This window comes from Reticulibacter mediterranei (genome assembly GCF_016587455.1).
This window is the reverse complement of sequence record NZ_BNJK01000001.1, coordinates 8,021,926-8,044,274: the sequence shown is the minus strand read 5'-3', so window position 1 is coordinate 8,044,274 and position 22,349 is coordinate 8,021,926. Positions and strand designations below refer to the sequence as shown.

The following is a 22,349-nucleotide window of genomic DNA, read 5'->3' as shown; positions in this document are numbered from 1 at the left end:
ATTCAGGCGCTTCAATTCAGGCCCCCAGAAGATGACCGAACAGCACATCCCTCAACAGCTTCCAACTACCTCTACCATCCTACTAGAAAGAACTGCCTGACAGCAAGATTTTCCCTGTCTCGTGCCACGTCTTTTCCAGTTTTGTGCTATGATGAGCTAGCGATTCGGCGCTATTTTTTTGCTATCTGGATAGAAGGAGCATTCGTTTGAATCGGTTACAACCCTTTGCTCGCTCACACTCACTGTCCCATCGCACTCCCAGCAGCGTTCCCATGCGCATCTTCGCAACCTGCTTCATGGCAGCCGCCATTGCTGCCCACTACACCAACTATAGCCCTCTCATCCCGTTTCTCAAGGCTGATTTGCATGTCAGCAGTGGAGAGGTTGGCTTATTTTCGACGCTCCTTTTCTTAGGATTGACACTTGCCTATATTCCCGCCGGTATCCTGGCTGATCGCTTCGGCGCGCAGCCTGTCCTGGTCGGCTCGTGCATTCTCTGTACTGTGAGTGGTGTCCTCTTGCCACTTTTCACAAACCTGCCCTGGCTCCTCACCTGCCGCATCATCCTGGGCCTGGGTGTTGGCGGCGCATTTGTGACGGGTGCTGGAGTTGCCGCTGGCCTGGGCAAACATGCCTCGCTCGGGCAGGGATTGTACGGTGGGGCAACACAGATCGGCTCCGGCATAGGACTGCTCATTACTCCCATGCTCCAATCACACTTCGGCTGGCGCGGCAGCTTCCTCTGCTGGGGCTTGCTGGGCACTTTCACCGTCGTCATCTGGTTACTCGTCAATGATGGACAGGAAACACGTCAGCCCGCGCCCATCGATCTCAAAACGGCGACGCACTCCCGGGCAATCTGGACGCTTGGGCTGTCACACCTGGGCACGTTTGGCCTGGGTAATGCCATCGCTGCCTGGATCACGATTTATCTTGTCACGCAATACAACCTTCCACTGGCTCAAGCAGCAACTATCGGCGCGATCGGCTTGCTGGCTGGCATGTTCTTTCGCCCACTGGGAGGTATCTTACTGGCCCGGCGCATCATCGGGGCCATGCCGCTGTTGCAGCTTGGTGCCATCATGGGCTGTCTGGGTGTTGGTCTGCTCGCCATCCCTCTGCGCTTCCCGCCCTTCGCCATCGCAGGCATTACCTTGATCGCTATCGGTTCCACCACCCCGTATACCTCCGTCTTCAACGCTGCCGCCCGTCTGCGCACAGCTGGCAAAGGGGTCGCTCAAGCGCTGGTTAGCGTGATCTCCAGTCCCACCGTGATTATCGGACCGCCACTCATTGGTTTCCTGGTGGATCGGACGGGCAACTTCTTGCTGGCATTTGGCAGCATCATGCTCTTTGGCTTTGTAGCCATCACCGCTTCATTTATGGCAGGCTCTGCCGTGCAAAGAGAGCATGATCTCATCGCTTTATAGCGATGCGCTCTCTCCTTATCACCCGATCTTTGAAGTCCGCCCTGCACATAAAACTCTTTCTGAAACAGCAGAAGTTAATAAGCAGTAAATTTACAATCACGCGTAAAATTCACAGCACTTCAGCAACTTTTTCCACTAGCTCTCACCTGTTCACTACGCCATCAATGGATGAGTGAGAGCTACTTCGTCCTCATCCCTACCATTCAAAGATGCATAATCGATATAATACTACTACAGAAGACACTTCTGTACCCCTTAGCCACTGTTCGTACGTTTAGGAAGTGGGAGTCAAAATTTACCTTGACTTTCACCTATTACTAGAGATTAGCGTTTCTCATGCTGAAACATAAAGGAGTACTTCTATGCCAAACCCAAAGGCTATCATTTTTGATCTCGACGGTGTCCTGACCGATACCTCTGAATATCACTACCAGGCCTGGAAACACCTTGCAGATGACGAGAGCATCCCCTTTACCCACGAAGAGAACGACGCCCATCTTCGCGGCGTTGGCAGGCGCGACTCGCTGGCCTACCTGATTCGTGGACGACAGTATTCCGAAGAACAGATCCAGGAAATGATGGATCGAAAAAACCGCTATTATAACGCTTTGATCGAACAAATGTCGCCAAAAGAAATCGTGCCGGGCGGCAAAGAGCTGCTCACTGAAATCCGCAAGGCCGGCATCAAAAGCGCCATTGCTTCCGCCAGCAAAAACTGTCGCACCGTGCTGGAACGCCTGGAGATTGTCGATTATTTTGATGGCATCGCCGACGGCTACAGCGTCACCAATGGCAAACCCGCAGCCGATATTTTCGTCTACGCCGCTGGCCTGGTCAATGTTCCCACCATTGATTGTCTGGGCGTGGAAGATGCGGATGCTGGCATCGAAGCTATCAAAACCGCTGGCATGCGTGCGCTGGCAATCGGCCCGGCAGATCGTTTTCATGGAGCGGACAAAGTATTACCAACCCTTGCACATAAGCATTTACAGGATTTATTAGGCTAAGCGGATATACCTTTGCAGAGATATGAGAAAGAAGCCTACACACAATTAGGGAGGATGCTTTTGTGAATCTTTGGCACATTAGCGAAGATGCTTTTCACCCGGATCTCAAAACGATTCATAGTCAGGAATCTGTCTTCACTATTGGTAATGGCTATTTTTGTACACGTGGCACATTTGAAGAAGGCTATCCACGAGACAATACAGCCACCTTGCTGTACGGCGTCTTCGATGCCATTCCTATTGCAAAAGAAGAGTTAGCCAACATTCCCGATTGGCTACCAATCAAGCTGTTTATTAATGGCGAACGTTTCCGACTCGACCGAGGAACCATCTTGAGCTATCATCGCTGGCTGAGTATGCAGGACGGCGTGCTACATCGTACTGTGCGCTGGAAAAGTCCTCGTGGCGTGCGTATTCTCGTCCATAGCGAACGCTTTGCAAGTCTGGCCGATGAGCATGTCGGTATTATCCGCTACAATGTAACGCTCGAAGATGCTGGCAGCGATCAGGAATGTGAACTTGATGTTCGCGCCTCGCTCAACATCGCCGAAGGCAACTACGATGTCATACACTGGGAAAATGTCGATCAGGGCCATCAGAACGATATCATCTGGTATCATTGCGAAACAAAGAAAAGCCTGGTCCATCTTGCTCAAACCATGAGCTTTAGAAGCGCATCGCCGGACGTACATCAGAAAATCGTCGATTCGGATGTCTCTCCCAGCATTAGTTTCGCCGGTACGCTGGCTGTTGGCGCAACCTTTAGCGCCGAGAAAGTCGTGGTGATGTACACCTCGCGTGACACCTCCGATCCCGTCAACGCAGCTCTCGAACATCATCAAAACCTTTCCGGCTATCATGCGGGTAGCGCTCAAACAACTAACCATGCGCGTTTTCAGGAAGAGAATCTCCCCAAAGCGGCTTCAGCCCAATCGCTTCTCTATGAGCGAATGTTGCAGCAACAACGCGCCGCCTGGCAGCCAGTGTGGGAAAAGGCGGATATCATCATCGAGGGCGACGATACGGCACAACGCGCGGTACGCTTCAATCTCTACCAGTTGCGCATTAATGTTTCGTCGCACGATGATCGCTACAGCACTGCGGCAAAAGGCATGACTGGCTTTGGCTATCGTGGACACATCTTCCACGATACCGAGATCTTTATGCTACCCTTCTATACCTATACCATGCCCAACATTGCGCGCAACCTGCTGCTCTACCGCTACCATCTGCTCCCCGCGGCACGCAAGAAAGCGGCCAGCAACGGCTACGAGGGCGCGCAATATCCCTGGGAAAGCACCCTGAACGGCGAAGAAACAACGCCAAGCTCCATCATTCACCCGGAAACCGGCGAGGTCATCCCGGTTCTCAACGGCTTTATCGAACTTCACATCACAGCCAGCATCGCTCATGCCGTCTGGCAATACTGGCAAGTGACAGGCGATGACGATTTCATGCGCGACTATGGGGCAGAGATCTTGCTGAGTACAGCGCAGTTCTGGGGTAGCCGGGCAGAGAAAAATGAGCAGCATGACGACTACGAAATCAATAACGTTATTGGCCCCGACGAATGGCACGAACACGTCAATAACAATACCTACACCAACTATATGGCCCGGCAAAACATCCGCTACGCGCTTTACATACAAGATTGGCTCAGGCAAACCAACCCGGCAAAGGCTCAACAACTTGAGCAGCAGATGGATCTGACGAATGAAATCACCTCGCACTGGCAGGATGTAGTGCAACATATGCGCATTCTGCAAGATCCACAAACGAAGGTGTTCGAGCAATTCGACGGCTTCTTTAAGCTCGAACTGCTCGATCAATCCCAATATAAAGGAAGGAAAGACTCTTATCAGGGCATTCTGGGCGTAGAGCAAGTGCAAAAGTACCGCATCATCAAGCAGGCCGATGTCCTCATGCTTCTGACAGTTCTCGACCAGGAATTTGATCTGCAAACCAAAGAGGCCAACTGGGACTATTACTATCCCATTACGGATCACGACTATGGCTCGTCGCTCACTCCGGCCCTTCACGTCATTCTGGCGTGCGAGCTGGGACGAATCGAGCAAGCCTATGAGTTTTTCACAAAAGGCGCACTGGTTGATCTGGAAAACTTGCGCGGCAATACCCCGGAAGGTATCCATCTCGCCTGTTCAGGAGCTGTCTGGCAGGCCACCATTCTGGGCTTTGCCGGGTTACGTCTCAACAACGACGGCTATACTACAGACCCTCATTGGCCCGATGGCTGGACCAGGCTGGCTTTTACCTTCTTCCATAAGGGCGAGCAGTTCCACGTCGATCTGCGCAAATAGCCAGTTCTGACCGTCAAAAAGAGGCCAGGATGTGAACGCCATAGTTTCCATTCTGGCCTTCTCAACCTCTCCTTGATTCGCCACCTGAATTCTTCTCAAATAAGCCTTTCTCCCTATTGACAAGAAGGTAGAGTCACGATATTATATACCCCGTCAGATCTATGGCGCATTCGTCTAGCGGTTTAGGACATCGCCCTCTCAAGGCGGAGATCACGGGTTCGAATCCCGTATGCGCTACTCTATACATCAGGTTCAGATCACAACTTATCAAGCTGTCTTTATGACAACACATGGCGCATTCGTCTAGCGGTTCAGGACATCGCCCTCTCAAGGCGGAGATCACGGGTTCGAATCCCGTATGCGCTACCCATTATAAGAGACAAGGGGACGTTTCCCTTGTCTCTTTGCTTTGTAGGTAACATTTTGCTATAGTAGAAGTACACCCTGGGATGTAGCGATATCATACATACAATCCACATGGGATAACATACATTACAGGCGAATTGAAAGGACTACTTATGTATAAAAAACTTGTATTTGGTATGATTGCCTTCGCACTGGTCACAGTCTTATTTGCTGCCTGCTCGATCAAAGAAGGTGCAACGGCATCCGGCATTGAGGCAAAAATGGGTTCCTCTAACTTTATCGACACGAAAGTCACGCTGAAAAAAGGTGAGAGCGTCACCCTTGTTGATGAGGTTGCCTCCCTGCATACCATCACCAACGGCACCTGGGACGGTTCCCAGGCAAAACCAGCAGTGGAAGCAGGCGCTCCACAGGTCCACTTCACCGTTAGCGGTAAAGGCGAATCGCGCAATGTCGGCCCCTTTACCACGGCTGGCACATTTCACCTCTATTGCACCGTTCACCCCGGCATGAATCTGGAGATTATCGTGCAATAATGCGCCGTTCTCTCCATATACTGGCAGGGATATTACAAGCAACGATTGTAATATCCCTGCCTTTTTCTTTTCTCCCACTTTATCTATGCAAAAGCCAATAGCCAATAAGATAGCAAAGCTTGGCAAATCTCCTGGAAAACTCTATAATTTGCCTGGAAACACCACTATTTCACAGATACGCTCTTACCCGATTCGCGGAAAGTGTTACAAGAAACGGAAGCGCAACAAACTATGCGACAAACTATAAAGTTACATATACAGAATTCATGGAGATCTCATCCCCGCTACTCCCTGTTTGTTAAAGCGGGTGCAATTCTCATGCTCTTTGTATTAAGCGTGGTAGTTGTCGCTTGCGGAGCCAATGCCAATACGACAGCTGTCAATCTCAATGGTCCCGTCGTCACGGTGACAATCAATATGAACAACAATCGCGTCTCGCCGACGCCTACATTATCCCCTGTCTGGTGCGGTGCCTGGGCTGCTCAAGCCACGCCGAGCTTCAATAATGGCGATACCAAAGTTATCGTCTATGGCAAGTTTGTGCAGAACGATAAAGGCAACCCGATTGGAGTCGATGGCGCGACCGCCACAGCAACCGTCTACTGGCCAGGCGGTGCTACTGCATCATACAACACAACTACCACACGTGACGGACTGGCAACGTTTAAAATCCCGACCGATAACCAGAATAACGCGATTAATCGTGTGACCCTCGTTGTCATCTCCTTCACCAGAGATGGCGTGACCCCCTGTACAGTCAATCAAGATCGCGCTGCGTTCTTTACGCTTGTCAATCCCAAAAACAACAATAAAGATAAAAACAACGATAATAACAATAACGACAACAATAATAACGATAATAATAACAATAACGACAACAATAATAACGATAATAACAATAATTAGACACATATAGATGTGAGATGCGCGTAACTGCGCATCTCACCTACACTTTTCCCTCATATATTTGACCATCCCGATCATCTCCACAGATCCAGCTCTCAAGAAGCGTATTCTTCCATCAATCGAGTCAAATTGAGAAAGCTATTGCCACAAACTCAGCTTTATTCTACAATTGACAATACAACCTCTCTTGTGCTACGCTCTTTGTGGTCATAAATTTGCTGCTCGTCTTTTCTGACCATTGAGGGGATAGCGCGTGCAATGGCGATGTTTTTATAGGCGTCGAGTAGAAAAACCGTTTATTTCTTCAATCCAACTAAAATCATGCCGGTGGACGCATCCACTATCTCCGTATTCTCTCTGGTCACTTCCAGAAAGGAGTTGGACCTATTAAACTAGTTGAGATACACTAGATGTAGGTGCCAGAAGGGATTACCACTCCCATAACTTTCAACGCACTTTCACAGTTTTCTAAACGTGTTGTCGCTCGCCCTTCATTTTTTGAAGTGGCGAAATGTATGCAACTAGAAAGATGGAGGTACCATCAATGACGATGAAGCGTGCAATTACAGTCACAGTGAATGGTAAACAATATCATTCAGAAGTCGAACCCCGTACATTGCTGGTGCATTATTTACGTGATGTCCTGGATCTGACAGGCACACATGTTGGTTGCAACACCTCTCAATGTGGAGCCTGCATCACGCTGCTCAATGGTGAGGCGGTCAAATCCTGCACCGTTCTGGCGGTACAGGCCGATGGCGGCGAGGTCACGACAATCGAGGGGCTGGCACCAGAGGGCAGCCTGCATCCGATTCAGGAAGGCTTCTGGGAAAAGCATGGCTTACAGTGCGGCTTCTGCACCCCTGGCATGATTATGGCCTCCTATCAATTGCTCAAAAACAACCCCAATCCCACCGAGGCTGAGATCCGCAAGGGGCTGGAGGGCAACATCTGCCGCTGTACTGGCTATCAGAATATCGTTCGGGCCGTGCAATATGCCGCAGAAAAGCTCCAGGCCAGCACAAGTGAACCCGTTAGCGCTGGCGACTAGCCTGACGCACAAATAACATACAAATATCAAGCCACTGTTTTTGACCTGCTTTCATTTCTCATAGTTGAGAAAGGATGTGAGTACGTATGGGCATTGCAGCTATGCTTGGCACATCGATCAAGCGACGTGAAGACCCCCGGCTGATTACCGGGCAGGCAACCTATGTAGATGACATCAAATTGCTTGGGATGCTTCACATGGCCGTACTTCGTAGTCCTTATGGACATGCACGCATCAACAGCATCAATACACAACCAGCTCTCGACCACCCCGGAGTGGTTGCGGTGTATACAGCGGCGGATCTCAAAGGTAAAGTAGCCAATATCGCCGTTGCCGTTCCCCTCGGCCACATTGCAAACGGCATGGGAACGCGCGGTCCACTGGCAGAGGGCAAGGTTCGCTTTTATGGCGATCCTGTTGCCGTCGTTATCGCCGACAATCCCTACACAGCTCGCGACGCTATCGATCTGATCGAGGTTGACTACGAACCACTCCCGGCTGCCGTTGACGTTGAAAAAGCCATGCAGCCCGATGCGCCGTTGCTCTATGAGGAGTTCGGCACTAACATCGCTCACAGTATTCATCCTCCATCTGAAGAGATGGACAAGATTTTCGAGCAGACGAAGGCCAATGGCGGCGTTGTTGTCAAGACGCGCATCGTCAATCAACGTCTGGCTCCCGTCTCGATGGAGACACGAGGCGTGGTCGCGGAATATCGTAAATCGGATAAAACGCTGACCGTCTGGAGTTCCTCCCAGATACCACATCTGCTGCGCAATATTTTAGCCAGCCAGGTTGGTCTTCCTCAACACCAGGTGCGCGTCATCGTACCGGAGGTTGGCGGCGGTTTTGGCTCCAAGCTGAACGTTTATCCAGAGGAGATGGTGGCCGCATTTGCGACGATGCAACTTGGCCGACCAGTGAAATGGATCGAGGATCGCAGCGAAAATCTGGCTGTGACGGTTCATGGACGCGATCAGGTCGATTATATCGAGGTGGCGGCAACGAAAGAGGGGCGCGTCACCGGGCTGAAGGTTCATGGCATCTCAGATCTTGGCTCCTATTCGCAGCTCTTTACCGATGTCATTATGATCGCCTTCGGCTTCCCCGTTGCCTGCGGCTCATACGACATCCCCGTTCATCTCAGCGCCGATGTGGTCTTTACCAACAAGGCCCCCACCGATGCCTATCGTGGCGCGGGTCGCCCGGAGGCAACGTATGCCGTCGAGCGTGCGATGGATCTTGTGGCGCGTGAACTGGGCAAAGATCCAGCGGAGATTCGCAAAATCAATTTCATCAAGCCTGAGCAGTTCCCGTACAAATCGTCGGCTGGCGCAGTCTACGATACCGGCAACTATGCGCCAGCGCTTGAGAAGGCCATGCAGATCATCGGCTATGAGCAGCTACGCGCGGAACAGGCGCAAAAGCGCGCAGAAGGCAAGCTGATGGGCATCGGCATCTCCTCCTACATCGAAATCTGTGGATTTGGGCCGAAGGGATCGGCACCGGTCGGCCTCTACGAAAGCGCGCGCATGCGTGTCGAGCAGAGCGGCACCGTCATGGTCTACACCGGCGCTTCTCCACATGGACAGGGAGAAGAGACGACGTTTGCCCAGATCGTGGCCGAGGAGTTCACGATCCCAGTTGAGAACGTGCTAATCATGCATGGCGATACCGACTCAACTCCCGAAGGACGTGGCACCTACGGTAGTCGCACGACGGCGGTTGGTGGCTCGGCGGTCTTTAACGCTTCCCAGCGACTCAAAGAAAAGATGAAGCAGATTGCCTCTCATATGCTTGAGGCCAGCCCTTCCGATGTGGAGCTTGAGGACGGTAAGTTCTCGGTCGCAGGCTCGCCACAGAAAGCTGTCTCATTTGCTGAAGTGGCGGCAACTGCGAACCTGTCTAACACGCTGGCACCGGGCATCGAGCCGGGCCTGGAAACGACGGTTTTCTTTGAGCCAGATGCCTGCGTCTTCCCCTTCGGCACCCATATCTGTGCAGTCGAGGTTGATAAAGATACCGGCGAGGCCACATTGATGCGCTTTGTCGCCGTCGATGATTGCGGACGCCAGCTGAACCCGATGATTGTGCAGGGACAGGTGCATGGTGGCATCGCACAGGGCGTCGGTCAGGCCATGTGGGAAGAGGTTGTCTATGGCGAGGACGGCCAGTTGTTGACGGCAACGCTGATGGACTATGCCATGCCGATTGCCAAAGAGTTCCCTCAATTCGAGCTTGACCACACCGTTACGCTGACCCCAGTTAATCCGTTGGGCGTCAAAGGTGTCGGCGAGGCGGGCACGATTGGCTCAACTCCGGCGGTGGCGGCGGCTATTGCCGATGCTCTGGATGTACCACATGTTGATATGCCTTTCAGAGCGGAAAAACTCTGGAAAGTCATTCATCAGAAATAAGTTGCATCACAACAGATGGCGCTGCCATCTGTTCCCTAAATACTCAATGTTGACGGTGAAGAGGAGAAAATACTATGTCTGTTCCCGCACCATTTGATTACCATCCCGCGCAGACGGTGGATGAAGCAATTGCTCTCTTACAGCAATATGGCGACGAGGCAAAGGTGCTGGCCGGTGGTCATAGCCTGATCCCCGCTATGAAGCTCCGCCTCTCGCAGCCGGGTCATCTGGTCGATATCGGGCGCATCTCTGGCCTCTCCTACATTCGCGAGGAGCAGGGCGTTGTGGCCATTGGTTCGCTGACAACCTACACCCAGATCGAGAGCTCCGACGTGCTGAAACGCGATTTCCCGATCATTCCCGAATGCGCTTCGGTGATTGCCGATCAGCAGGTACGCAATCGCGGCACTATCGGTGGTAGCATCGCGCACTCCGATCCAGCCTCAGATATGCCCGGCGTCGTCCTGGCGCTGCGAGGCGAGATCGTTGCTCAGGGTCCAAATGGCAAACGGACCATCAAGGCCGACGACTTCTTCGTTGGCATGTTCACAACAGCCCTGGAACCCGACGAGATCCTCCTTGAGATTCGCTTTACGGTTCCACCAGCCCGCACAGGCAGCGCCTATGAAAAGCTTGCCAACAAAGCTTCTCACTATGCGGTCGCTGGTGCCGCAGCTGTGGTAACGCTCGATAGCGATGGCACCTGCACTTCAGCTGGTGTCGCCATCACGGGTGCCGCCATCCAGACGACCCGAGCCAGCGCTGTTGAGGCTGCTCTTGTCGGTAAGAAGCTGGACGAGGCCACCGTTGCTGAGGCTGCCAGTCATGCAACCGATGGACTGGAACTGGTCGCCGATATTCACGGTTCACAGGAATATCGCCGCCAGATGACCGCCGTCATCACTCGCCGCGCCATCCTGCGCGCCCTCGAACGCGCATAAACAAGCTAGTCTTTTTAAAAGAAGAACGAATGGAGCCATTCGTTCTTCTTTTAACATATTGCACTGCTATTCTCCCAATAAACTTCCACTATTATGATATTTATATTTTCCTCAATCAACTGATCTTCAGTTTTTCAAAAAATGCTGACAACTATGGGCGAGGCGGATAGCTGGGACACCTGGGATTGTGCTGCCGCCTGTCCGCTCCCTCCCGTCATTCTACCAGATGATATGATCAACCCGCCCCGGTTCGAAACAGGTAATTTTCCAGGTAATTTTACGGACCTTCTCTGACGATTTTGCTAATTATACTACTCTCATAGAGAGCAATCTTATAGCGATGAGGATCATCTATCCCCACGTTGATATGTTATGTCACACGGCCTATGCTCTTCTCCCTCTATAGAGTGGATGAGCTACGCGTTCCCTGAAAGGAATCGGCAGAAACAAGGAGAAACAATGCTTCAAGATCATGAACATTCCTCAAAGGAAAGGGCAGAGGTGGAAGGTGATGATGCCATTCGTTCCATTTCTGCCATTGCTTACGGGTTTATGGGTTCTCAGGCTCTCTTCGCCGCTTTAGAACTTGGCCTCTTTACCTCGTTGTCGGATGAACCCTGTGAGCTTGAGGCCCTGGCAGAAAAGCTCCAGATGCCATCAGGGCCGCTCAGTGTGTTGCTCTCGACTTGCGTGGCGCTCAGGCTTCTGACGTGGGATGGGCAACGCTACTCTAATAGCCCGGCTGCCCAGCGCTTTCTGGTGCGAACCACTCGTAGCTATGTTGGCGACTATTACCTGCGCCAGATCAGCTCTCTCATCTATTCCAGTCTTCCCCAGGTGCGCTCGCTGCTGCGCGGCGAATCCGAGCCAATAGCACGCGATTACGCCAGCACGCTTGCCGATCCCTGGACAACTGAGGAGTTCGTGCGCGGCCAGCATGCAGGGTCGCTTGGCCCTGCAATCCTGCTTTCTCGTTCCCTGGATATCTCCGGGTTCTCCCAACTGCTTGATCTTGGTGGAGGCTCAGGGGCATTCGCCATAGAACTCGTCAAACGCTCTTCTGAGTTGTCGGCTGTGGTCTTCGATCTGCCACAGGTGGTTGCCGTAACAGAAAAAATTCTCCAGGAAACAGGATTGACGGGCAGGATCACCTGCGCCAGTGGCGATCTGCGAAGCGATCCCTGGCCTTCCGGTGCTGATCTGATTTTGATGTCGTATATCGTGAGTTGCTATGACCCTACGACACTGCACACAGTACTGGCTCGCACCTATGATTACCTGCCTCCTGATGGCCAACTGCTGATCCACGATTTTGCCATCTCTGCCGACCGGAGCGGTCCACGCAATGCAGCGCTCTTTCTTTTCGGCCAACTGACAGTTTCAGCCCAAACGCGAGCCTACACCACCGACGAACTTAAAACGGCTCTGCAAGAGGCCGGGTATCACCAGGTGACTGTGCAGCCCTTCATTCCTGATCTCACTTTTCTCATACGCGCATACAAGCCAGGGAGCGTGAAGAGTGTTTGAAGAGAGGCATATCACTCAGCATTTTTCAACAAAGGAACCGAGATGCAACAAGATTTCCGAGCATTCGTTGTAAATCAAACCAGTGATGGGTTCAACATGGGGATCGAGCGGTTGAAACAGCAGGAATGCCCACCTGGAGAGGTAGTCATCAAGGTGACATATGCCGCAGTGAACTATAAAGATGCTCTTGTATGTACTCCTGATGGGAAGGTGGCGCGGACATACCCATTGGTGCCCGGCATAGAGTGTGCAGGGATAGTTGTCGAGTCGAAAGACAACCGCTTTCAACCAGGTGACGCGGTGCTTGCTAGTGATTTTGGCGACACTCTGGGCGTTTCTCGACATGGTGGGTATAGGGAGTATGCATGTCTGCCTGGTGATTTTCTTTTCCCTCTCAGAGGACTTGACTTCAGGCAGGCTCTTGTACTTTCAGTTGGAGTCACCGCCGCAATGGGAGTGCGTCAACTCGAAATGAATGGCCTGACTCAAGAGAAAGGGCCAATCCTTGTCACAGGAGCGACAGGGGGAGTTGCAAGCCTGGCAATCAGTTTGCTGGCAAGACGAGGCTATCAAGTAGCCGCGAGTACGGGTAAAGCTGATGCTCATGAGTATCTGAGACAATTGGGTGCAAGCGAGATCTTGAGCCGTGAGGAAGTCGAAGCCGAAAGCTCCCGCCCGCTTGAAGCACAGCGATGGGCAGGGAGCATCGACACTGTAGGGGGGACCACTCTGGCCTACCTGATGCGTACCACAATAAAAGGAGGAGCTATTGCCGCTATTGGTGTAGCTGGAGGAGCTACATTTCGCGCAACGGTCTTTCCATTGATCCTGCGGGGGATCAAGATTCTGGGCATCGATATGCCGTCAACACCCTTACATATGCGCCAAGAACTCTGGGAAGAGGTGATTCACGAAAAGCAAGTATTGAGTCTGGTGGATACGATTGCATCAGAGGCCGCCATGGAGGATATTCCGCGTGTAACGAAAGCGATGCTCCAGGGGCAGACACGAGGGCGCATCCTGATCAGAATGAGCGATGAGTGAGAACAGAGATCAGCATAAATGGTATAGCAGCATTTAACTGATATGATCGTTATCAGTTAAATGCTGTATAATAAATTATACTTCAGATTTTATGGCTAGCTCGCCCGCCTCTTCACGCAACACATCAACAAAATTGTGCAGGGCCGTACTCATCGCCCCTTTTTGCAGACACACCAGCGCACTTTCACGATAGATCGTCGGAAAATCTTCAACAACGACTTCGATAAGATGGCCTGTCGCCAGATCGTCGGCCACCAGCGCTCTCACCAGAAAGGCTCCCCCTATGCCGCGTAAGAGCATGTAGCGCACCGTGTCGATGGGCAGATCGATCATTGGGCTTGCCTGATTTTCGAGAAACGACTCAAATTCGCTCGTGGTATATCCCCACCGCACTTTCAGCAAATGTCCCTTTACCTTGTGCACTTCATCCAGCTTAATTGATCTTTTGCTGGCGAGTGGATGCTCTGCCCCCACAACGAAGACGAGCGGCTCGCGAAAATGTTGCAACAGCTTCAGGTCAAGGTTGAAGAAGGGCCAGCTAACCAGGCCCAGTTTGACCAGACCATCGTAGAGCATCTCTACAACCTGATCACTATGGCCGGTTCGCACAAAGAACTCGACCTGTGGATAGGCGTTGTGAAAACGCTGAATGCTCGATGCCAGAAAACCGCCCGCCAGTGATTGAATCGTGCCAACTGTCACTCGACCATGCGCCCCAGTCTGCATGCCCTGCGCGACCTCTATCCCCTCCGTCAGCACGGCCAGCGCTCGTCGTGCATAGGGCAAAAAGCTCTCGCCCAGTTCAGTCAGGACGATACTCCGACCTCCACGCACAAAGAGCGTGCCACCCACGACCTGTTCCAGCCCTTGAATGCGCGCACTGATGGTTGGTTGCGCTATATTGAGCGCGCGAGCTGCCCGACTGAAACTGCCATCGCGTACAATACGGTCAAACGCCTGCAATTGCTCAATATCCATAGCTTCTTGACGCTCCTCTCCCATAGAAAATCTCAATAGCTATTATAGCAGTTATAGGATTGAATAATGAGGTGAAATGATGCACACTATACTATAAAGAAGAGATACAAACTCACATCCACGCACATCATTGGCACCTCCGGGAAATGGGGCGGAAAGGGCCACACGAATATGGCAGGGGCGATGGCTTGTCCTCTCCCTGGAACCCGTATCGCGCCGCCTGGGAAGCCGGGCGAGGACAAGCCATCGCCCCTGCCATATTCGGCCTCACCTCGGAAGAATTGTGGATGCACCAATCATATTATTCATCAGAAGAGAGATATAATCGATGGTTTTTCTAAAAGTCTTACGTATGCGGCATCTGGCTATTCTCTGGGTCAGTCAAGTACTTTCGGCAATAGGCGACTATTTTTATCAGATCGCCGTTATCTGGCTGGCGATCAAGGTAGCAGGCAGCGAGGCCGGTCTAGTTGCGGCAACTGAGGCGGGGGCAACGCTGGTCTTCAGTCTGCTCGGCGGCGTGTATGCGGACCGCTGGAATCGCCGCAGCACGATGATTGCGGTCGATCTTCTGCGTACCCTGGCGGTGGCGATCCTGCCAATCCTCATGCAACTGGGAATGTTGCAACTCTGGCACCTGATCGCAGTTGCCATCGTGGTTGGTGGTGCTGGCGCGCTCTTCAATCCCGCGCTACAGGCAAGTTTGCCCGCGCTTGCTGGCGATACGAAAACGCTCCAGGCCACTAACGGCCTGATGGATATCACGCGCCGCCTGGCACGCGCCATCGGCCCCAGTCTGGTTGGACTCCTGATCGCCTGGATACCGCTGTTCCACTTTTTCACGCTCGACGCCATTAGCTTTCTCATCTCTGCCGTCGCCGTGTTCTCGCTGGGACGACGCTTCGCCTGGAAGCCCGAACACAGGCAACCAGCAGCGAAAGGCATCAAGGGAATAGCAACAGAGATCGTTGGTGCCTTGCAACTCGTCCGGGCGCATCGTCCGCTGGCCTGGGCAATGGCGCTCATGGGCGTGATCTGTGTGACATGGAGTGCGGCCTTCACAATCGGCGTTCCCTTGCTGGCTTCCCGTATCTTGCAGGGTAACATCAGCGCGTATGGCTTGATTGTTGGTGCCTATGGCGTGGGCAATGTCGTGAGTAATCTGGTCATCGGCAGTCTGGTGATTCGGCGCAAAGTACCTGTCCTGTTCAGTGGCAAGATCGTCGTTGGTGCCGGATTCCTCCTGCTCGCCTTCGCTCCCCATCTCCTGGTGGCGCTGATTGGCTCTGCCTTTGCAGCCGTTGGCGGTCCGATGGGCGATATTATGCTGATAACAATGATGCAAACAGAGCTTCCTTCTGAGCAAATCGGCAAGGTCTTTGGCCTGTTGATGTTGATTGAAAATGCTGGCATCTCGCTGGGCCTGCTGCTTGCTGTGCCGCTATTCAATCTGATGAGCATTCCGTTGGGCATCGCGGTTTGTGCGCTTATCATGGTGGCGGCAGGGGTGATCGGGCTGCTCCGGTTCGGCGTTCAGGAGCCGGTGAGCGCGGTAGCATAACGCCTCGATCCAGAGAAATAGTTGCATCGATGGCAACGCCGTGCTACCATGCTAGCTACAACTATAATTGCGTCGCCGTTCCCTCTAAGGCGTATTTAAAACGCAAAGACAATGCTCTCAGATAAGGAATTTGTTTGTATGAAAGATATCCGTATTGATCGCTGGGCGCATACGCTGGTCCATTACTCGCTGGCCGTTAAACCAGGGGATATTGTCATCATTCAGGCAACACCGCTGGCAACACCGCTGATTGAAGCTGTCTATCGCGAACTCTTGCATGCAGATGCACGCCCGGTGCCGCAAATCAGCCTGGAAGGGCTTGACGAGATCTTGCTACGCGAAGGCAATGATGCCCAACTCAGCACGCTTTCACCTGCATTGCCCGCGCTGGCAGAGCAGGCAAACGCCCGGCTCTTTATCGAATCACTGGGCAATACCAAAGCGTTGAACGGCATCGATCCCGCTCGCTCGGCAAAACGTGGTCGCGCCGCTGCTCAATTGCGCGATATCTATCACAGACGCGAGCAGGAGGGCAAATTTCGCTGGTGCCTGACGCTCTATCCCACTATCGGCTACGCCCAGGATAGCCGCATGTCTCTCAGCGAATTCGAGGAATTTGTCTTCGATGTTTGCTTCCTCAACGATCCCGATCCTAGCGCGAAGTGGCAGGAACTCTCGAAGCAGCAGCAACGCCTCGTCGATTGGCTCGTTGGACATAAGCAGGCGCACGTGATCGGCAACGGCACCGATCTCACCCTCTCTATCGAGAACCGCATCTTCATCAATAGTGATGGCAAGCGCAATTTTCCCAGTGGCGAGATCTTCACGAGTCCCGTCGAGAACAGCGCAAACGGCGTCATCCAGTTTGATATCCCCTCCACACGCGATGGGCGAGCGGTTGAAGGGATTCGTCTGGTGTTTCGCGATGGCAAGGTAATTGAGGCCAGCGCGCGACTGGGCCAGGATTATCTCCTGCAAATGTTAGAGATGGATGCCGGCGCACGCTTCCTGGGCGAGTTCGCTTTCGGCAACAACCAGCGCGTCACTCGCGGCACACAGAACATCCTCTTTGACGAAAAAATGGGCGGGACCGTCCACTTCGCGCTCGGTGCCAGCTATCCAGAGACGGGCGGCCTCAACAAATCAGCCCTGCACTGGGATATGATCTGCGATCTGCGCACCTCCGGCGAAGTCTGGATCGACGATACGCTCTTCTTCAAAGATGGAACTATTATCATTTAAACCTATATCGTGGTCCGCGATAATTGATGCCGAATTTTTACGAACAAGTCCGGGAAACTTTCGTAGTGGAGTAATTGATTGCGTTGTTGAAGCCGCTTGTGAAGCCGAACCAACGCGATCAATCGCTTCACTACGAACCACATTCCCGATCCTGGTTGTGCAAACTCAGCATCAGGTAAGCTCATATCTATTCATGCATTATCGATCTGGTACAGGGTAGAGCCATTGGGTAACTGTATGAGGAGATGATAGCATCATCAGCGTGCATAGAAATCTACCAGATTCCTATTACTAAGAACGACTTCCTTGTTCTGGATGTCCTGGGGACTGTGGTTGTCCCTGCTCCATTACACTCTTCATGATTTGCTCCATTTGTTCCAGTGATTGTACAGTTTTTCTTAATTCCTCTAATGCTGCCCTCTTCGCCGTTAATATCTTCTCTAATTTGGCCCGCTCTGACGGAGAAGCATCATCTAGCCCTTCTTGCATTTTATGTAATTCTTTATCTTCTTTATCCAATTCTTCCCTTTGTAATTTTATCGTATCACTCGATTCTCCTAACATTTGCTGTAATACTCCTCTCATTTCTTCTGGTATTTGTTGTAATCCCTCTCTTATTTCTTCTGGCGATGCTTTACTTAATTTTTCCTGTTGTTCCGCCAACGCCTTATCTAATTTTGTTCGCTCTATCTGTAATGCTTGCCTGAATTCTTCCGGCAGGTCTTCTTCTACTTTATCCGAATCTGTCAGTATTCCGCTTATTTCCTGCTCTGCCTGCTCTAATCCTTCTACCGCCTTCTGCTTTGTGTCTCCTAGCTTTGCTCCCATTTCCTGTAATTTCGATAATGACGGCGATGCTGCCTCTGACTCTATCTTTAGTGCCTGTATATCTGTTATTACTTGCTCTAATCCTTCTACTGCCTTCTGCTTTGTGTCTCCTAGCCTTGCTCCCATTTCTTGTAATTTCGATGATGACGGCAATACCGCTTTACTATCATTATTTGCACTTTTCGACTCTTCAAGTCTCCGAGCAAGCATGGCAGCCACCGGATCGCCGCTTTCTCGCTTACTTGGCCCACCCTGGTCCAATGCGCCTTGCTCAGCCAACTGCAATCGTTGGATATTACTATCACCTGTTGGCAATGACGTACTAGATCCTTGGGGGACCTCTATGCGTCGACGTTTTTCCGGGCGTTCGCCAGTCATATCCATTCCTTCCTTTCGCTCAGCTCACTAAACATACGTAGAATCAAAACATACCTGCAATACCGGAGAAAATAAGAGGGATGAGGGGACAATCGATACTGCATTGCCGTTTATTAGAAACTAGAAAAAAAAGAAGCGTTTATGCTCGTTCAGGCCAAATAAACTTTACCAGAACTCCTCCCGGAGTTCCGTAAAAGCAAATGACAAAATGTACCTCTTGCTAACTTCCAATTTCATAGCATAGAATAATGATGCCACCTCATACATAACACAAGGTGCTAGTTTTCTATTGGAGGCTTCTGTTGGAGCAGGAATTATTGAGCAACTTTACCACAATTGAAGATGTCCAGCGAGCCATGTTCGCCCAGGATTATATCGCCGACCGTAGCCTGGCAACGGCTGTGTTCCTGGCGCTCAAAAGACGCAAACCACTCCTGTTAGAGGGCGAGCCAGGAGTAGGCAAAACAGAGGTAGCCAAAGTGCTAGCCGCAACTCTGGACACCCGGCTGATCCGCTTGCAGTGTTACGAAGGCATCGACGTAAGTACCGCCGTCTACGAATGGAACTACACGCGTCAGATGCTTCATATTCGTTTGATGGAGGCAGGCAGCACGAATCGCCAACAGGAGGAGTTGAAAGAAATTTTCGGTCCAGATTTCCTGATGCAGCGCCCCCTGCTCCAGGCTATCGATCCGGCGAATTCCAAACCTCCTGTCCTGTTGATTGACGAACTGGATCGCAGCGACGAAGAGTTCGAGGCGTACCTGCTGGAATTGCTCTCCGATTTCCAGATCACGATTCCCGAAATTGGCACAATTACAGCCAAAGAGCCACCGTTCGTCATTATCACGTCGAACCGCACCCGTGAGATCCACGATGCGCTCCGCCGCCGCTGTCTCTATTACTGGATCGACTATCCAACACTGGAAAAAGAGTACTCGATTGTGCTGGCCCGCGTGCCACAGGTGCCGGAGCAGCTAGCAAAACAGGTCTGCACCTTCGTTCGTGAGCTACGCAGCATGGATCTCTATAAAGCGCCGGGCATTGCCGAGACGCTGGATTGGATCAGTTCGCTGCTGGCCCTGCATCAACTGGAGTTGGTCGAAGGCCCGGTCCGCGATACGTTGGGAGCGCTGCTCAAATATCAGGACGACGTACTCAAAGTTGGTGGCAGCGAGCTTGGCAGGCTGGTGCAAAAGATACGAGGAGTGTCCTGATTATGGCTCAGGAAAACGGCAACTCCCAATTGGAGCTACGGCCACTTGATATCGAACGCGGAGAGCGGCTGCTCTATCGGCTGACCGAGTTTGGCCGCCTACTCTGGGAGGCGGGACTGAACATCGGGCCACGCAAGCTGCTCGACCTCGCCGAGACGCTGAACGATATCGACCTGACAAATAAAGACGACTTTTACTATACGCTCAAATGCTGCCTGCTCACCCGCCATGAACAGGAACCCGTTTTCGATCAACTGTATCACTACTACTGGTTCGTGCGCGATAATCCCAACCAGAAGAAGCCAGATAAAAACGGGACCGTCAAGCGCGAGGAGCGACCGCTGCGCCTCCCGCCATCGGAGCGCAAACGGCTGGCGGAGCATCTAAACACGCCAGAGCCGCGCAAAGACATGCGTACAGAAATGCGCGAGACCGAACGGCGCGCGCAAAAAGATCGCTATGACGACGAAGAAGAAGACGATACTGGCAGTCCACAGGGAACGGCGTACAGTGCTATTGAGATGTTGCGCAAAAAGGATTTCGAGAACTATAGCTGGGACGAGATGCAAGAGGCGAAACGCTTGATGGCGGCGATGCGCTGGAATCTGGGGATGCGCCCGACGCGCCGCAAAACGCCAGCTCGCAAAGGCTCCTACCCTGATATGCGACGCCTGGTGAGGCGCAACTTAAAGTATGGCGCGGAAATGATCGAGTTGACGTGGCGCGAGATCAAGCGCAAACCACGTCCACTGGTCATCATCTGCGACATCAGCGGCTCCATGAGCCTCTACTCGCGACTACTGCTACACTTCATCCACACCATCTCGAATGGCCTGATGAACGTGGAGGCTTTCGTCTTCGGTACGCGACTGACGCGTATCACCCGTCAGTTGAAAAAGCGCGACGTTGATGATGCCGTGCGCGATGTCTCCAAAGCTGTGCAGGATTGGTCCGGCGGCACTCGGATTGGCGACGCTATCCACGAGTTTAACCATCGGTGGTCCAGACGCGTTCTCGGGCATGGAGCCGTTGTACTGATTATCAGCGACGGCTGGGATCGCGGGGAAGCCGGGATGCTGCAAGTGGAGATGGATCGCCTGCAACACAGCTGCCATCGCCTGATCTGGCTCAATCCCTTGCTCGGTTCGCCCGATTATCGACCATTAACAATTGGTATGAAAACAGCTTTGCCGTTTATCGATAACTTCCTGCCAGCCCACAACCTGGACAGCCTGATCAGCCTCGGCAACATCCTGGCCTCGATTGACGATAGCCGACCCGCGCGCGATGCCTATTCGCGTCGCAAAGCGGTTGAAGCATGGAGCAAACGGAAGATATAGACGCTCTCTTGAGGAGGACCATCATGCGTGACGTATTACCCGATATTGAAAAATGGCGCTCTCATGGCGAGCGAGTCGCGTTGGCAACCGTCGTCAGCATGGCTGGCTCGGCCCCACGTCGGCCAGGAGCCAAGCTCGCCGTCAGCGAAAGCGGCGAAATTGCCGGTTCTGTGAGCGGTGGCTGTGTTGAGCCAGCGGTCATCAGTGCCGCCGAAGAAGTAATCGCCAACGGTAAGCCGCAGATGCTTGAATTTGGCATCACAGAAGAAGAGAATATCGAACAGATAGGGCTGGCCTGCGGCGGCACCATTCATGTGTTCGTCGAACGCCTCGATTGGTAAGCCTATCAGATTTTGTCAGGAGGAGGGAACGTTATGAGTGGATTATACACAGAATTGAAAGAGATGCTGCATGCGGAGAAAGGGGTCGCGCTAGCAACGGTGGTGCGCGGCCCGGATCAGATAGGAGCCAAGTTGCTTGTCTTCCCAGACGGCTCAACGCATGGCACGCTCGGCTCTGCTGCCCTCAACGAGCAGGTCGCGACGGATGCCGACCGCGCCATCTGGACTGGAGACGCCAGCATCCACACTTATAGCCTGGGAGCAGCTCAGCCCTACGAGATCTTTATTGAGGGCTTCCCTCCTCCACCGTCGCTCATCATCGTTGGAGCAGGCCATATCGCCATCCCCCTGACAACCTTTGCCAAAACGCTCAATTATCGTGTCGTCGTCGTCGATGCACGAGCCGCCTTCGCCACGCGCGAACGCTTCCCCCATGCAGACGAATTGATCGTTGAGTGGCCCGACGAGGTGCTGGAAAAGATGGACCTCAACCCATCAACCTCTATCGCGGTCCTGACCCACGATCCCAAATTTGATGAGCCAACCCTCAAAGTTGTGCTGTCCCGTCGCGTCGGTTATGTTGGTGCCATCGGGAGCCGCAAGACCGGAGCCGAACGAGCCGAACGCCTCAAACAGCAGGGACTCAGCGACGAACAGTTGAGCCGCATACATGGCCCAATTGGGCTAAATATCGGTGCCACTTCCCCAGAAGAGATGGCACTGGCAATCATGGCCGAAATCGTCGCCACCCGGCACGGCAAGGATAGTTCGGCAGTCCTGGACTGGAAGAAAAAGTAGCACGGCAACGTCTCTATTCTTCTTTTTGTGAATAAGATAACAGGGAAAGCTGCAACTTCTGGTATGCTGGACCGTTCTTATTTAAAGAGCATGCTATTCCATTTCATTGCAAAAAAGCGGATA

The 22,349-nt window shown here is 52.5% G+C and carries 18 protein-coding genes and 2 tRNA genes; 18 read left to right on the top strand and 2 right to left on the bottom strand.

Annotation, left to right across the window (positions count from 1 at the left end):
* Positions 1–206: 206 nt before the first annotated feature.
* The 12 genes from K3T83_RS34410 to K3T83_RS34355 all read left to right on the top strand — a co-directional run bounded on the left by K3T83_RS34410 (position 207) and on the right by K3T83_RS34355 (position 13,543).
* Entirely contained in the window at positions 207–1,430 is a 1,224-nt protein-coding gene (locus tag K3T83_RS34410; RefSeq protein WP_220207431.1) for an MFS transporter, read from the top strand.
* A gap of 362 nt (positions 1,431–1,792) precedes the next feature.
* Positions 1,793–2,437 (top strand): beta-phosphoglucomutase, encoded by a 645-nt coding sequence (pgmB, locus tag K3T83_RS34405; protein ID WP_220207430.1) that lies wholly within the window; start codon positions 1,793–1,795, stop codon positions 2,435–2,437.
* 62 nt (positions 2,438–2,499) lie between these two features.
* Positions 2,500–4,755 (top strand): glycoside hydrolase family 65 protein, encoded by a 2,256-nt coding sequence (locus tag K3T83_RS34400; RefSeq protein WP_220207429.1) that lies wholly within the window; start codon positions 2,500–2,502, stop codon positions 4,753–4,755.
* 163 nt (positions 4,756–4,918) lie between these two features.
* Positions 4,919–4,992, top strand: a tRNA-Glu gene (locus K3T83_RS34395).
* Positions 4,993–5,047: 55 nt separating this feature from the next.
* Positions 5,048–5,121: transfer RNA gene (locus tag K3T83_RS34390), tRNA-Glu, on the top strand.
* Between the two features lie 152 nt (positions 5,122–5,273).
* The gene (locus tag K3T83_RS34385) at positions 5,274–5,657 is read left to right on the top strand and encodes a cupredoxin domain-containing protein (protein WP_220207428.1); all 384 of its coding nucleotides are present in this window, start codon (positions 5,274–5,276) and stop codon (positions 5,655–5,657) included.
* Positions 5,658–5,975: 318 nt separating this feature from the next.
* Positions 5,976–6,563 (top strand): hypothetical protein, encoded by a 588-nt coding sequence (locus K3T83_RS34380; RefSeq protein ID WP_220207427.1) that lies wholly within the window; start codon positions 5,976–5,978, stop codon positions 6,561–6,563.
* Between the two features lie 544 nt (positions 6,564–7,107).
* Complete coding sequence (locus K3T83_RS34375) at positions 7,108–7,614, top strand: (2Fe-2S)-binding protein (protein WP_220207426.1); 507 nt, start codon at positions 7,108–7,110, stop codon at positions 7,612–7,614.
* 86 nt (positions 7,615–7,700) lie between these two features.
* Complete coding sequence (locus K3T83_RS34370; protein WP_220207425.1) at positions 7,701–10,031, top strand: xanthine dehydrogenase family protein molybdopterin-binding subunit; 2,331 nt, start codon at positions 7,701–7,703, stop codon at positions 10,029–10,031.
* A gap of 74 nt (positions 10,032–10,105) precedes the next feature.
* Positions 10,106–10,972, top strand: a complete 867-nt coding sequence (locus tag K3T83_RS34365) for an FAD binding domain-containing protein (RefSeq protein WP_220207424.1) — start codon at positions 10,106–10,108, stop codon at positions 10,970–10,972.
* Positions 10,973–11,431: 459 nt separating this feature from the next.
* Positions 11,432–12,499: a methyltransferase gene (locus tag K3T83_RS34360; RefSeq protein WP_220207423.1), complete on the top strand. Its 1,068-nt coding sequence runs from the start codon at positions 11,432–11,434 to the stop codon at positions 12,497–12,499.
* Positions 12,500–12,541: 42 nt separating this feature from the next.
* Positions 12,542–13,543, top strand: coding sequence for an acrylyl-CoA reductase family protein (locus K3T83_RS34355; protein ID WP_220207422.1), 1,002 nt, complete (start codon positions 12,542–12,544; stop codon positions 13,541–13,543).
* 75 nt (positions 13,544–13,618) lie between these two features.
* On the opposite strand, the gene K3T83_RS34350 is transcribed toward K3T83_RS34355, so the two are convergent.
* Positions 13,619–14,521, bottom strand: a complete 903-nt coding sequence (locus K3T83_RS34350) for a LysR family transcriptional regulator (RefSeq protein WP_220207421.1) — start codon at positions 14,519–14,521, stop codon at positions 13,619–13,621.
* Positions 14,522–14,849: 328 nt separating this feature from the next.
* On the opposite strand from K3T83_RS34350, the gene K3T83_RS34345 reads away from it, so the two are divergent.
* Positions 14,850–16,082, top strand: coding sequence for an MFS transporter (locus K3T83_RS34345; protein ID WP_220207420.1), 1,233 nt, complete (start codon positions 14,850–14,852; stop codon positions 16,080–16,082).
* A 138-nt stretch (positions 16,083–16,220) separates the two neighbouring features.
* Positions 16,221–17,324, top strand: coding sequence for an aminopeptidase (locus K3T83_RS34340; protein WP_220207419.1), 1,104 nt, complete (start codon positions 16,221–16,223; stop codon positions 17,322–17,324).
* A gap of 291 nt (positions 17,325–17,615) precedes the next feature.
* Here the strand turns inward: K3T83_RS34340 and K3T83_RS34335 are convergent, their stop codons facing one another.
* Entirely contained in the window at positions 17,616–18,530 is a 915-nt protein-coding gene (locus tag K3T83_RS34335; RefSeq protein WP_220207418.1) for a hypothetical protein, read from the bottom strand.
* A 356-nt stretch (positions 18,531–18,886) separates the two neighbouring features.
* On the opposite strand from K3T83_RS34335, the gene K3T83_RS34330 reads away from it, so the two are divergent.
* The 4 genes from K3T83_RS34330 to K3T83_RS34315 are packed head-to-tail and all read left to right on the top strand — an operon-like array spanning position 18,887 to position 22,226.
* Positions 18,887–19,747 (top strand): AAA family ATPase, encoded by an 861-nt coding sequence (locus K3T83_RS34330; RefSeq protein ID WP_220208354.1) that lies wholly within the window; start codon positions 18,887–18,889, stop codon positions 19,745–19,747.
* A gap of 2 nt (positions 19,748–19,749) precedes the next feature.
* Positions 19,750–21,087 carry a vWA domain-containing protein gene (locus K3T83_RS34325; protein WP_220207417.1) on the top strand — a complete coding sequence of 446 codons (1,338 nt, stop codon included), beginning with the start codon at positions 19,750–19,752 and terminating at the stop codon, positions 21,085–21,087.
* Positions 21,088–21,110: 23 nt separating this feature from the next.
* On the top strand, positions 21,111–21,428 hold the full coding sequence (locus tag K3T83_RS34320; protein WP_220207416.1) for an XdhC family protein: 318 nt from the start codon (positions 21,111–21,113) through the stop codon (positions 21,426–21,428).
* A gap of 33 nt (positions 21,429–21,461) precedes the next feature.
* Positions 21,462–22,226: an XdhC family protein gene (locus K3T83_RS34315; protein WP_220207415.1), complete on the top strand. Its 765-nt coding sequence runs from the start codon at positions 21,462–21,464 to the stop codon at positions 22,224–22,226.
* Positions 22,227–22,349: the final 123 nt, after the last annotated feature.